11 protein-coding genes are annotated in these 12825 nt (G+C 35.1%); 6 read left to right on the forward strand and 5 right to left on the reverse strand.

Annotated elements, in window-relative coordinates; genetic code table 11:
• Positions 1-97 precede the first annotated feature (97 nt).
• Together aspS and ACEO2X_RS09100 are read left to right on the forward strand one after the other, a co-directional pair.
• Complete coding sequence (aspS, locus tag ACEO2X_RS09095; RefSeq protein WP_004975017.1) at positions 98-1882, forward strand: aspartate--tRNA ligase; 1785 nt, start codon at positions 98-100, stop codon at positions 1880-1882.
• Between the two features lie 114 nt (positions 1883-1996).
• On the forward strand, positions 1997-2212 hold the full coding sequence (locus ACEO2X_RS09100) for a hypothetical protein (protein ID WP_019836460.1): 216 nt from the start codon (positions 1997-1999) through the stop codon (positions 2210-2212).
• Between the two features lie 208 nt (positions 2213-2420).
• On the opposite strand, the gene ACEO2X_RS09105 is transcribed toward ACEO2X_RS09100, so the two are convergent.
• Positions 2421-4397, reverse strand: a complete 1977-nt coding sequence (locus ACEO2X_RS09105) for an acyltransferase family protein (RefSeq protein WP_371971845.1) — start codon at positions 4395-4397, stop codon at positions 2421-2423.
• A 170-nt stretch (positions 4398-4567) separates the two neighbouring features.
• Here ACEO2X_RS09105 and ACEO2X_RS09110 point away from each other — a divergent pair, with 170 nt between their 5' ends.
• Together ACEO2X_RS09110 and ACEO2X_RS09115 are read left to right on the forward strand one after the other, a co-directional pair.
• Positions 4568-5662 carry a glycosyltransferase gene (locus ACEO2X_RS09110; RefSeq protein ID WP_371971847.1) on the forward strand — a complete coding sequence of 365 codons (1095 nt, stop codon included), beginning with the start codon at positions 4568-4570 and terminating at the stop codon, positions 5660-5662.
• Positions 5663-5675: 13 nt separating this feature from the next.
• Entirely contained in the window at positions 5676-6569 is an 894-nt protein-coding gene (locus ACEO2X_RS09115) for a polysaccharide pyruvyl transferase family protein (RefSeq protein ID WP_371971848.1), read from the forward strand.
• Here the strand turns inward: ACEO2X_RS09115 and ACEO2X_RS09120 are convergent.
• Both ACEO2X_RS09120 and ACEO2X_RS09125 read right to left on the reverse strand, forming a co-directional pair.
• The gene (locus ACEO2X_RS09120) at positions 6566-7576 is read right to left on the reverse strand and encodes a glycosyltransferase family 2 protein (protein ID WP_180082549.1); all 1011 of its coding nucleotides are present in this window, start codon (positions 7574-7576) and stop codon (positions 6566-6568) included. The two genes, ACEO2X_RS09115 and ACEO2X_RS09120, sit on opposite strands and share 4 nt — an antisense overlap.
• 1 nt (position 7577) lies before the next feature.
• A complete protein-coding gene (locus tag ACEO2X_RS09125; RefSeq protein ID WP_371971849.1) occupies positions 7578-8642 on the reverse strand; it encodes a glycosyltransferase family 4 protein in 1065 nt (354 codons plus the stop codon).
• A 181-nt stretch (positions 8643-8823) separates the two neighbouring features.
• Between ACEO2X_RS09125 and ACEO2X_RS09130 the strand changes: the two genes are divergently transcribed.
• Both ACEO2X_RS09130 and ACEO2X_RS09135 read left to right on the forward strand, forming a co-directional pair.
• Positions 8824-9792: an ELM1/GtrOC1 family putative glycosyltransferase gene (locus tag ACEO2X_RS09130; RefSeq protein ID WP_317028309.1), complete on the forward strand. Its 969-nt coding sequence runs from the start codon at positions 8824-8826 to the stop codon at positions 9790-9792.
• Between the two features lies 1 nt (position 9793).
• Positions 9794-10732 carry a glycosyltransferase family 2 protein gene (locus ACEO2X_RS09135; RefSeq protein ID WP_136143930.1) on the forward strand — a complete coding sequence of 313 codons (939 nt, stop codon included), beginning with the start codon at positions 9794-9796 and terminating at the stop codon, positions 10730-10732.
• On the opposite strand, the gene ACEO2X_RS09140 is transcribed toward ACEO2X_RS09135, so the two are convergent.
• Both ACEO2X_RS09140 and ACEO2X_RS09145 read right to left on the reverse strand, forming a co-directional pair.
• Positions 10729-11535: a polysaccharide deacetylase family protein gene (locus ACEO2X_RS09140; RefSeq protein WP_371971851.1), complete on the reverse strand. Its 807-nt coding sequence runs from the start codon at positions 11533-11535 to the stop codon at positions 10729-10731. The two genes, ACEO2X_RS09135 and ACEO2X_RS09140, sit on opposite strands and share 4 nt — an antisense overlap.
• A 13-nt stretch (positions 11536-11548) precedes the next feature.
• On the reverse strand, positions 11549-12439 hold the full coding sequence (locus ACEO2X_RS09145; protein ID WP_371971852.1) for a mitochondrial fission ELM1 family protein: 891 nt from the start codon (positions 12437-12439) through the stop codon (positions 11549-11551).
• Positions 12440-12825: the final 386 nt, after the last annotated feature.

Consider the following 12825-nt stretch of genomic DNA (forward strand, 5'->3'; position numbering starts at 1 on the left):
GCCACATGCCCAAAGAGGCATAATCCTACCTTTGCTAAAGGCGGTGCGCTGTTTACGTATTCGCTTCCTTAACCCATATAGTTGGATTTTTAACGCTATGATGCGAACTCATTATTGCGGTTCTTTAACCGAAGCTCAAATTGATCAAACCGTGACCCTGTGTGGTTGGGTACACCGTCGTCGTGACCACGGTGGTGTAATTTTCCTAGACATGCGTGACCGTGATGGTCTTGTGCAAGTCGTAATTGACCCAGATACCCCAGAAGCATTTGCAACTGCAGATAAAGCACGTTCAGAATTTGTATTAAAAATCACAGGTCGTGTACGTCGTCGCTATGCAGGCACAGAAAATGCCAATATGGTCAGTGGACAAATTGAAGTTTTAGGCAAGGAAATTGAAGTTCTTGCAGCATCTGAAACGCCTCCGTTCCCATTGAACGATGAAAATACCAACATTTCAGAAGAAATTCGTTTGAAATACCGTTTCTTGGATATCCGTCGTCCAGAAATGTTAGATCGCTTACGTTTCCGTTCTAAAGTCACCAACCTAATTCGTAACTATTTAGACGATCATGGTTTCTTGGATGTTGAAACACCAATTTTGACACGTGCAACCCCTGAAGGCGCGCGTGACTATTTAGTACCAAGCCGAGTATCTAACGGTAGCTTCTATGCCCTGCCACAATCTCCACAATTATTTAAACAATTGTTGATGGTGGGTGGTATTGACCGTTATTACCAAATCGCTAAATGTTTCCGTGACGAGGATTTACGCGCAGACCGTCAGCCTGAATTTACTCAAATCGACATTGAAACATCGTTCATGAGTGACGATGACATTATGGATTTGATGGAAGGCATGACCGTGAAGATGTTCGATGAACTTCTAGGCGTGAAATTCGACAAATTCCAACGTATGCCATATTCGGAAGCGATGCGTGATTATGCGTCTGATAAGCCAGACTTGCGTATTCCACTGAAATTGGTAGACGTAGCAGACTTAATGCAAGACGTTGAGTTCAAAGTGTTTGCTGGCCCAGCGAAAGATCCGAAAGGTCGTATTGTTGCGCTTCGTGTTCCTGGCGCGGGTTCATTGCCACGTAGTGCAATTGATGAATACACTAAATTTGTTGGCATCTATGGTGCGAAAGGTTTGGCGTATATTAAAGTCAATGAGCTTGAAAAAGGCATCGAAGGTTTACAATCTCCAATCGTGAAATTTATTGAGCCAATCGTGCTTGATTTATTAAAACGTGTAGGCGCTGAAAATGGCGACATCGTATTCTTTGGTGCAGATAAAGCCAAAGTGGTCAATGATGCGATGGGCGCACTGCGTGTCAAAATAGGTCACGATTTGAACCTTGCAACCTGCGAATGGGCACCGCTTTGGGTCGTTGATTTCCCAATGTTTGAAGAAACAGATGATGGTAAATGGACCTCTGTGCATCACCCATTCACTTTGCCAAAATCAAGCGTTGAAGATGTAAAGAGCAACCCAGGTGAAGCTTTATCTGTTGCGTATGACATGGTATTGAACGGTACCGAAATTGGTGGTGGTTCACTGCGTATTTATACTTTAGAAATGCAAAAAGCGATTTTTGAGGCTTTAGGCATTGAAGAAGAAGAAGCCGAAGAGAAATTCAGCTTCTTACTGAATGCGTTGAAATACGGCGCACCTCCGCACGGTGGTTTGGCATTTGGTTTAGACCGTTTGGTGATGTTGATGACAGGCGCATCGTCTATTCGTGATGTAATTGCCTTCCCGAAAACTAAGACGGCTGAATGTCCATTGACTCAAGCACCTGCACCAGTTGAGGCGACTCAATTGCGTGATTTGGGTATTCGTTTACGTGAAAAACCAAAAGCAGAATCTCAAGAATAAGTTTTGAACGTTTCAGAAAAACCCTGCAAATTTGCAGGGTTTTTTATGAATTGAGATAAAGCTAAGCTAGTGGCATAATAGTGCTTCATTTTGAATTTTGAGTTGAGCGTTATTATGGCTATGCGTCCTGCAGTTCGTAATCGTGGCATTATGCTAATTGTATTTGCTGTCGCTCAATGGTTATTCATGCGTTATATTCTGGCTAATAACCTGTTTGCCTTAGACACCAATGACCGCATTTTGTACTTTAGCTTAAGTAGTATTGGCGGTGCATTTGTTATTTTTGTGGGGCTGATTTATATGGTGTTGGCGGGGAATGCGGAGAAATAACTATTACTATAATCAGATAATTTGATTATAGGTTTATAAATATAAGTAAATAACCTAAAAGAGGTTTAGGCTATTTACCAATCTAAATAATAGACTTCTTGCGTTAGTCAAATTTTATGCTGCTAAAAGCTATATTTTATGAGGTTTTAGCCAATTCAAAAATTAGATAAAACCATACTTTCGCAAGAGGCCTAATGCAAGATGTTTATTATTTAAGCGGGTTTTCACTTATTTCCAAATACTCTTTACCCAGTTCTTTCGCTCCAACATAGGATAAATGATTATTATCTTTATCACGATATAATGGAATATTATTTAAACTAGTATTACAAGAAATTTGATCACACAATAATGTATTAAGATTAACAATTTCTAGCTTTGGAAATTTAATCTTTAGACGATCAATAATTTCTAAATATTGTCTATCACGCAACTTTATATCATTAACAGAAATTATACAGTTTCTAGTTAAATCAAGTGATTTAACCCTCACATCACAATTAGCTTTAACTTTATTTAACTCAGGCACATCCAATATTAAGATAACTCTATCACTTGCTTTAGAAATATTATCAAGAGCACGTACCATTCCATCTTCAAATACTTCATTATTAGCTCTACCCGTACCATCAATCAGCTTAACTTTATCCGTTAAATAAGTTGAAAAATATCCAGAAACTATAGTTATGGAATAATGATTATCTTGTAAAAGTAAAGTTAAACTATCATTTCTCGTCTTAAATTGAGACTGAAGTACATATTCATGATTTGCTTTTCTTTCAAATAATTCCACAGAAGGTAGATACAGTGTCGTGCTTTGAGTTGGATCATAGCCTCTTAAATTTAAATCCTTGGCCCAAAAATCTACAGCACCTACCAAACTATTCGCATGTGAATCGCCAAGCAATATAAAGTCAATCTTTTCTCTATTTCCATTACCTAAAACACATAATGATGAATCAGGTAAATTTGCTTTATTTTTTGGAAAATCATGACAATCTTTTCTAACTACATGAGCAGCTGACTGCAATGCCGCAACTTGAGTGTTTACATGTTCATTAAATCGTTGAGGAAAACCAGAAGTATATTTAACAATCCCTGCTATAGCAGAAAGCCCTACGCTCGGTAATAAAAAACCTATTAAAATAACTCTTTTATTAGACCATACCATCCAACTCTTTGCTGGAAGTTCAATATACCTATAGGTAAGATAAGCTAAATATATTGTCGCAACCAAAATTAAAATCTGAATAATTGAATCTTTTTCTATCAAATAAATATTACAAAAAACAATAAGAGGCCAATGCCACAAATACATAGGATAAGAAATCTTTCCAAGCCAAATAGAATAGGAATTACCCAAGATAAAACTTTTTTTATCCGCGATCTGACTTAAATAGATAATAAGTGCTGTAGCCAGACAAGGAACCAAGGCATTCAAACCAGGAAATTTGGTCTGCTGATTAAACAGCATCGCTGTTGCAAATAAGCATAAAACACCTGAGTAAATACCAATTTGTATAAGTATTTCTTTTAATTTTATCTTCGGCAAAAAGCAAATCAAAGCACCTAAAAACATTTCACAGGCACGAACTGGCATTTTATAGTAGGCTTTACCGGCATTTTTCAGTATTTGTTGCTCTGCATAAAATACAGACAGCATAATTAAACTTATAACAATCCATATCAGCCATTTTGCATTTATTTTTTTTATCAAAAACAATAAAAATAAAGGCCAAAATAAGTAAAACTGCTCCTCAACCCCTAATGACCATAAGTGAAGTAAAGGCACCTCCTCAACACTTGTTGAGAAATATCCGCCAACCTCTTTACGCATGTATACATTTGCCATTAAGAAAGTTGAGTAAATTACACTCTCAAAATAAGACATCAACTCATGTGGAAGCATAAGTAAAGAACTGATAATAGAAACTACCGCAAGCATGGTAAAAAAAGCCGGTGCGAGCCGGATCACCCTTTTTTTGTAAAAGTGACCAATACGAAAGCGATCTTCCCGCATTTCTTTATAGATTATGGACGTAATCAGATATCCAGAAATCACAAAGAAAATGTCTACCCCAATAAATCCACCCTGAAATAAACTGACATGAAGATGGTTAAAAATAACAAAGAGAACTGCAATTGCCCTTAAACCATCTATATCAGCATTGTACTTTATGCTCATATATGACTAATCAATAAAAATTTTGTTTATTCTATTCGCTTCATAACCATTTACAACGATCAATTTATTCATTAAGGTAACCCATCTAAAAATAATAGGATCTAAAAGTAGAATTTACAAAAAAAATTGACCTGATATACTTGCCACATTAGTATGTCATGACTGAGAAAATGTCAAAAATCTTATTTATTATTGACCACTTAGGGTGTGGCGGAGCGGAAAGAATAACTTTACAATTAGCTGAATATCTTGCAGCTCATGAGCATAGCATTCATTTAGCAGTGTTAAATGGCCGACTGAATTATTATCACTGTACAGCTAATGTAGCTTATACTGATTTACAGCTATGTGAATCTTTTGCATACGGCAAAATGTGGAAAAATAAAGTATTATCGCCCGATGAAAGAACAAAAATTGATACTTTACTGGCAAATAATTTTGACTTAATTATTACAGGCTATAACAATGGACATTGGTTAGCACCTTATCTAAAAGGTAATGTATGGCATTGGATTCATGGGGATCTTTTAGAATTTAGAAAGTTCAATAATCCATTAAAGCAAATTAAAGAACATATTCGTTTTTTCAAGAATAAACGCAAATTTTCTAAATTATTTAAAAATAGAAATTTGATTACAGTAAACCGTGACCTAGAATCTAAAGCTCAAACCTATACTCAACCAAAATCAACAGTCACCATTGCAAATGGGGTACAAATATCAGATGACCTTATTGCTCAATCTCCATACACCGAAAAAAAATGGGATGTGATTTTTGTAGGACGTTTGGTTCCAATTAAACAAGTAGATCATGCAATTAAAGCATTTTCCATGAGTAATCTGAGTGGTAAAATGGCAATTGTTGGAGATGGGTCTGAGCGCCAAAAACTTGAAGCGCTCACCAAAGAACTTAACATCTCTGACAGAGTTGACTTCTTAGGTTGGGTAGATGAACCTCATACACTGATGTTACAAAGTAGATGTCTTATTATGTCGTCTCTGTATGAAGGTAGTCCTGTAACATTAGCTGAAGCAATTTTTCTTGGATTACCAATTTTTAGCTATAACTCTTCCTCTGGTATTCAGGATTTATCATGCCCAAATTGTGATGCTTTAAAACTTTCTCCAAAGCAGAATATTAATTTGCTGGCCCGAAATCTAGCAAAAATATCTATTGTTAACACATACTACTGCAAAGATTGTTATAAAAAAATTCATTTAAATCAAATGTCTAAACAATTTCTTAAATTAGCTCTTTCATCGTAATTAGGTTATAGATATGTTTTTCAAAAAAAAATCAGAAAATACAAATATACCAAACAAATTCTATCAAATATCAGAGCATCAGTTAGATGAAAAAGAGTTAATACCACTTTTTTGGTGGGATGAGAGTAAAAATTTTGGGGATTGGATTGGTCCATATTTGGTGAGCCAATTAACCTCCAAAGCGGTCTTTAATACTAAACAATTTCCAGTGATTAATAATAATTTTTTCACTGTTGGCTCAATCTTAGAGCATCTTCCAACAAACTCAAACAACTTGCATATTTGGGGTTCAGGTCTAATCCAGCCTATTAGTAATAGTAAAAACCTATTAAAAACACTAAAAACTTTAAAAAATTTGAATATTCATGCTGTTCGTGGTGAGCACACGCATCATGAGTTATCTAAACATCTCAAAGTTTCAATTCCTCAAGTGTATGGTGATCCAGCTATTTTAATGCCTGAGTTTTATATACCCTCTAGTTTGCAAAAACTGTATAAGATTTCAATTTGTCCACACACTACTCAACGTGAACTTTTTAATAATCTTGATAAAGACTTTCATATTATCGATGTTGAACAAGATATTATTAAAGTGATTGATGAAATATGCCAATCTGAAATATGTATTAGCGCATCTCTACATGGACTAATAATCGCACAAGCATATAACATCCCATGGGTTTGGATTGATATTTCAGATAAAAAACTATATGGGCAGCATTTTAAATTCTATGATTTTTTCAGCACATTAAATATATCTAATCCTATTAATCCTTATACTTTTAGCAGTTTAGATATACCAAAAATAAACTTTAAAACTGTTGCAAAATTAGCCAAATGTTATAACTTCAAACATAATCCTAAGAGTTTATTAGATAGTTTTCCTTTCTTTAAAAGAGAGCACTAGCTCTCTTTTTTATTCAGTTCATTATTTAAAGCTTCTAGCTCTTTTTCAAACTTTTCACTAATTAAATTATAACCATGCTTTTTCTTAAAATAATCAGCAGATTCTTTAATAATATTTTTCGCCCATCTTACTTTTTCATAATCTAATTTATCTTTTGGATGATCATGGACTATCCCAAGTTCAGATACACAACCCAATTTATAGCCTTCACGCAAGATCCTTAATGAAAACTCTAAATCCTCATATCCAATAAACATATTTTCATCATAACCATTCAGTTTCAAAAAGGTATCTTTTTTAGCTATATTTGCTCCACCAAACATAAAATTACAATAAAATGGTTTAGGATCAACCAGACTTGATACTGTTTTACCTTTAAAGATTGATCGTTGCTCTAGAAGATATTCATCCCCTGTAATTCTAGAAATAAATATATCACCACCATAAGCATAAATACTCTTTGTATCAGGATTTAATAAAGGTAAGGACATAAAGTGCGTATTTAAAACTGCAATTTCTTTCTGTGCTATTGGCAGTATGTTTGAAATAAAATAGACATCATTATCCAGACTCATAATCCAGTCATATTTTGCTTCTTTACTTGCTAGATTTCTTGCAAAACTTGGACCTGTATTTCTCCCAATTTCAATAATCCGACAATCATACTCAAAGTTTTCAATATATTTCTTTAATTTTTCAATTTCTTCAACATTTGAACCATTATCGACAATTAAAACTTCACCTTTAAATAAAGGAATATAATTCTTAATAGATTCAAGCAGTTTAATTGATAGATCTGAACGATTATATGAAATAAAACTAATTGTTAAGTTTTTTCCATGCTCACCAATATTTAAATTTTCCGTATTACCAATATTTTCTGATAGAAAGCGATGGGTATCATTTACAAGACTTTCGACTAGTATAAAATCTTTACCAATTTTTCGTTGATTATCATTTCTGAAATACTTTCTTAAAAAACGTGAAAAAGGTGAGATTGCTTCCATTTCAATTTCCTACATGACGAAAAAAATCGTCTAATAAATTAGATATATATTCAAATGAATACTTAAAACATGCATCATCATAACCATTTTTAGCAATTCTGATTTGATTAGATTTACTATTTATTATAGACATCAATACTACCGACAGATCATTAGCATCTCCACACTTTGCCATCAAACCATTTTCACCTTGGCGAATAATCTGCTGAACACTAATATGATCACTCGCAACCACGGGTTTCCCCCAGGCAAAAGCATCTAATATGGCTAAAGGTTGGGTATCATTCATGGTAGGCACGAGTGCAATATCGATATCATTGTAAAATTTTCTTTTATCTTCACCACCAATCCAGCCTAAAAACTCAACTTCATTTTCTAAATTCAAATCTTTAACCTGCTGAATTAAAGTAGCTTTCTGCTCACCTTCCCCGGCAATCAGAAGCTTCACTTTATATCCTTGTTGCTTGAGTTGCTGTACCGCAGAAATTGCTAAATGTGTACCTTTATATTCAACCAAACGCGTCATAATGCCTAAGACAACTGGTTCACTCAGCGTTTCAGAAAAAGAGGGCTGACTCTCAGGTAAGTGAATTAAATTTGAAATAATAGCCTGTGGTTTTTTAGTTAAATCGACACCTTTGTTTTTTGCCGCTTCTGCAACACATTGCCCCACATAAGGGGTAATATGAATAAATCCATCTGCGCGCAATGTTCTTTTCACGTTATGACTATGATTCATCGCAATAACAGGGCATTTAATTTGTGCAAAAAACATCGCATTTTTAAATAAGTAAACAGCACGTCCACTATGAGCGATTACAACATCAGGCCGATAAGAGCGTAACCATAAAGCTAGTTTTACTGCTGCAATCAGATCATAAAACCCTGAACTATTGAGTACAAATTTTGGATAATTTTCAGATTTTAACTTTTTATTTTCATCACCATATACCAAAACACCTTCATGCCCCTTGCTTTCTAATGCATCAAAAGTGTTTAGCATTGCTTGCCAACGCCCACCTGAAGCATCCCCATAAACTGTGTGAACTATTTTTAGTTTTTTCAAGAAAAGCCTTTTTAAAATTGCGCTAACTACTGATTAGAAAACATTTTATTATTAATCACCTAAATAGGCCACCACCTAATCTAAAATAACATACTGAATCTTGCCTTACTATAAGGTTGCTCTGACAACAGAATAGATTTTTGCTAATATACAGAGTTGATATATCAAACTTTTAAATCTTATGAAAAGCAAACCTAGCCTTGCTGTTCTCCTTATTCATGACCAACGTGCTGGGCATTTAAACCCTAGCTTAGGAGTTTACGACAATCTAGAAACCGCTTATTCAACCGCTTTATATAAAACAGTTACACCCACCTTAAAAAAGTGGCAAATCAGCCTCTTAAAAAAAATTAGTTGGTATCCGCGTTTATTCGATTTATTTACTGCTTTATTTTTTAAAAAAAATTATTTAAATCAAAATATTAACTGCATTATTTGCTCTGGAATGCCCAACTTAATCTATGGCATTTTTGTAAGCCGTAGTTTAAAAGTTCCTCTATTTTATGCAGGTGACTTACGTAAGGTAAACAGCAAACTAGTCAGCTGCACAATTACTGCACTCCCACAAAACACGCTATCAGACCAAGTTGTACTAACAACACCACCTGTTAAAAAAGAGTTTTTTAACATGCAACATGATCAACTCGATCAAACAACGGCTTTACTCGTTTTAGGAGGGGCTACAGATGAACATCCTTTTACTTATAGAGATTTTGAAAAAATCATAAGTAACTTCATTCTATTTTGTAGAAACAATCAACTTAAAGGCTTAATTACCAACTCACGTCGCACACCAAATCTAAGTGCATTTTTGAATAAAACTGATATTCCAAAAAATATCCAATTACATTTTATTGATACTGAAAAAGCTTTGTCACTAATTCAACTAATTCAACAAGCTACTTATATTTTCGTCACAGAAGACAGTACTTCCATGCTTGCCGAAACTATCCAAAGTGGACGTTTTGTCAGCTCAATATATGGCCCCAAGTCTATTTTAGAACCTTTAAATGAGAAATATCTTCAAGCTCAACTCATGCAGAGACAAATGCTCGAAGATATTTTTCAGTATCCAAATGTCAGAAATACCCAAGATTTAAACTCATCAAGCCCAATTACCCAAGCTTTTAAACGTAATTTAGGATATTAAAATGATTTCAGTCATCCTCACTCATTACAATAAAGGCCAATTACTGAATAGAACCATTGAATCACTACAACCTCAAGATGAAAATTTGCACGAAATTATTGTGGTAGATGACTGCTCTACAGACCCAGAATGGTCTAAAAACAGTAAATATCTAATAGAAACTTACCCAAAAATCAAAATCATTCAAAATGCAGACAATAAAGGCCCAGCTGTTCGTTTAAATCAAGGTGCATTTTCTGCAACTGGTAATTATCTATTTTTCATGGATGCTGATGATGTTTTAGCACCTAATCGTCTCAATATGTTTTTAGCAGAAATGCAAAAGCAAAATGCCGATTTATGTTATGCAGAAAAGGTTAAAATTCACGATCTGAATGAAATTCAGAAGCACACTATTGCAACATGGCAATCTAGCACAACACCTTTAAATTACGTACTTGAAAATAATATTATGCAGATGTGCGTTATGTGTACACGTGACTTATTTATAAAATCCAAAGGCTGCAATGAAAACATATTTATTCAAGATGAATCATTAGCTTTAAACTTATCCAAATATTCAAAAAAAATAATCTCTAGCGACTTACATAGTGTTTTTGTTATTTTAGATGAGACTGAAACAAAATCTATTCGTGGGGAAAACCGCCTATCCCGCCATCTAGAACAACAACACCATGATATGTTCTTCACAATTGATGATTTTATCCGAGACTATCCAGATATTGCTGAACAAAATAAAAAACTACTGATCAAAAAAGCAATTTCAACCTATTGGAAAAGTATACGCCATACACCCCAGCGAAAATTTACAGACTTCATCATTTACTTAACAAGTCGTCTTCATCCAATTCAAACATGGAACAAACATCGGATGAAGCTCACAACTTACTTCAACCAATTAGATCATGTAAGAAAAATTAATAGTAGAGAAAGCAACTAAGCTCTTTTCCCCAATTTCATTCGCAATTTAAAAGCAAATAATGAGTCTTTACCACTCACTTTAATACGTTGCAATTGCATAAAATCAGGCATTTTCCCATCTATGCCTTCTTGCGTTGTTACTGCATTGGTATATCCAGCCTGCTGTGCCAAACTTACATCACGCGCGGCATAAATACCAAATGGATATGCAAAACTATTTACAGAGCGATGAATCAAATCTTCAAGTGATTGCTTGGATTGAGTTAACTCATCTAAGCATTCAATATCATCCAACTTTGCAAGATTCGCATGGGTCATTGTATGTGAACCAATTTCCACCAAACCAGAATTTGCTACAAACTGCACTTGCTCATCATTAAGCTTTGGTTCACGCGCCAGCTCACCACTGTTATGGTGGGCTTTCTTATATGTCGACCAATCTCGATCATGCCGGTCCACAACTACATAAATCGTAGCTTTAGCTTGATATTTTTCTAAAATTGGAAAAGCATTTTCCAAGTTATCTAAATAACCATCATCAAAAGTGATTGCAACAGTTTTTGCAGGATGCCTCCCCCAATGATCTTGTAATTCCTGCATAGTTACAAAGTTAAAACCTTCTGCTTTTAGCCATGCTATTTGCTTTTCAAACTCAGTGGGCCTAACTCGTAATTTATTAAACTTGGCACCATCAATGTGCTCACGTACCATGTGATACATTAAAATTCGTGGTCTATTCCAATCTACTGCTGGCTTCCACCATGCGTACTTATAACTGAATGCGAACAACAAGATAAATAAAACAATCAGAATATAAATCACGATTAAATCACAGCTACTTGATTAAAAGATATGTTGCCACACGCTCTGCTTCTTTAAAAGCAGTCGTAGAATATAATTCAGCAATTTGTCTAGCATTCGATACAAGCTTTTGATCAACCAAATGCTCTACCGAATGCGTAATCCGATCCTCTTTCGCTCGATCTATCTGAATAAGCCCGACTTTACAACCTGCGGTGAGTGCCTCATATATCATAGACACACTATCTTCAGTCACCCAAACAGCTTCCGCTTTTTGCATTTCTTCAAAAATCCAGCCCTGCGGCGTTTGTTCAACTGGAAAAATTTGCAGTTGTGAAGAAAAACTTTGCTGAGCCAATGTCACTAAAAAATCAGCAGGTGTACGCCTAGAACTCGTCAAAATAATCTCACACTGCTTATTCTGCAGCACAATCTGTTCAATCGCAGACAATACCTTATCTGCATTCCAAAGATGCCGTTTAGATGAACCACCTAATGCAATCAAAATACGGTTTGGAATGTGTCGCTGCTCATTTTCAATTGGATTCAGCGCACCTTGTGTAACAATCACATTTGCCTGCTCTGGCACACCATCATGTTCAGGAATAACCACATGATCAAACCAAGATAATGGAAAATTGGGTTTCATTAAAATGACAGTTTTTGCACATGGAAAAACTTTACCCATCAAGAAAACACGTAATTGCGTATGACTGCCTACCCCAAAAATGTAATCTGGTTGCTGCGATACAGCCGCATGTTTTTGTTTTTTATATGCGGTCAATAAACTCAACAGTGGTAAATGATCAATTGAAATTTCTTCAAAAGTCAGATCAATATTTGTTTGCTTTTGCATTGCCTTAAAAAGACCCAATGCTTGAGAGCGATGACCTGCCTTACCATCGCTCACATATAAAATATGCATATTCACCCACCAGATCTAAAGCACGAATCATATTATTTTACTCGATCAAAGCATTTTAAGTAAGCAAAGCTACATATCCTCAATGACTCGAAATATAAACTTCATTGAACTGTCACAGGGCTTGAATCCGCCTTTTCAGATTCAATGAGTAATTGAACCGCTCTTTCTCTAATTTCGGGGGTATAGTTTGGTTTTTTCATCGGAATAGTCTCTCAGAATATTGAGTCTCCGACAAACCCGGTACGGTTCAAATTGCCTTATTGACATACTCCCCCCACTTTCGTTTTCACTCAAGTGGGGGATTCTAAAAGCAAAGCTCTTAGGCGACTTCCTCACGGATTTCGCTTGCTTTCTGCTTCTTAGGGCGACCTTTACCGCATCCACCC

It is taken from the genome of Acinetobacter sp. AL9 (genome assembly GCF_041464035.1).
Taxonomy (GTDB): domain Bacteria; phylum Pseudomonadota; class Gammaproteobacteria; order Pseudomonadales; family Moraxellaceae; genus Acinetobacter; species Acinetobacter towneri.

Coding starts and splice junctions, on each gene's coding strand:
- aspS (WP_004975017.1), top strand. CDS start 98: ATGATGCGAACTCATTATTGCGGTTCTTTAACCGAAGCTCAAATTGAT.
- ACEO2X_RS09100 (WP_019836460.1), top strand. CDS start 1,997: ATGGCTATGCGTCCTGCAGTTCGTAATCGTGGCATTATGCTAATTGTA.
- ACEO2X_RS09105 (WP_371971845.1), bottom strand. CDS start 4,397: ATGAGCATAAAGTACAATGCTGATATAGATGGTTTAAGGGCAATTGCA.
- ACEO2X_RS09110 (WP_371971847.1), top strand. CDS start 4,568: ATGTCAAAAATCTTATTTATTATTGACCACTTAGGGTGTGGCGGAGCG.
- ACEO2X_RS09115 (WP_371971848.1), top strand. CDS start 5,676: ATGTTTTTCAAAAAAAAATCAGAAAATACAAATATACCAAACAAATTC.
- ACEO2X_RS09120 (WP_180082549.1), bottom strand. CDS start 7,576: ATGGAAGCAATCTCACCTTTTTCACGTTTTTTAAGAAAGTATTTCAGA.
- ACEO2X_RS09130 (WP_317028309.1), top strand. CDS start 8,824: ATGAAAAGCAAACCTAGCCTTGCTGTTCTCCTTATTCATGACCAACGT.
- ACEO2X_RS09135 (WP_136143930.1), top strand. CDS start 9,794: ATGATTTCAGTCATCCTCACTCATTACAATAAAGGCCAATTACTGAAT.
- ACEO2X_RS09145 (WP_371971852.1), bottom strand. CDS start 12,439: ATGCATATTTTATATGTGAGCGATGGTAAGGCAGGTCATCGCTCTCAA.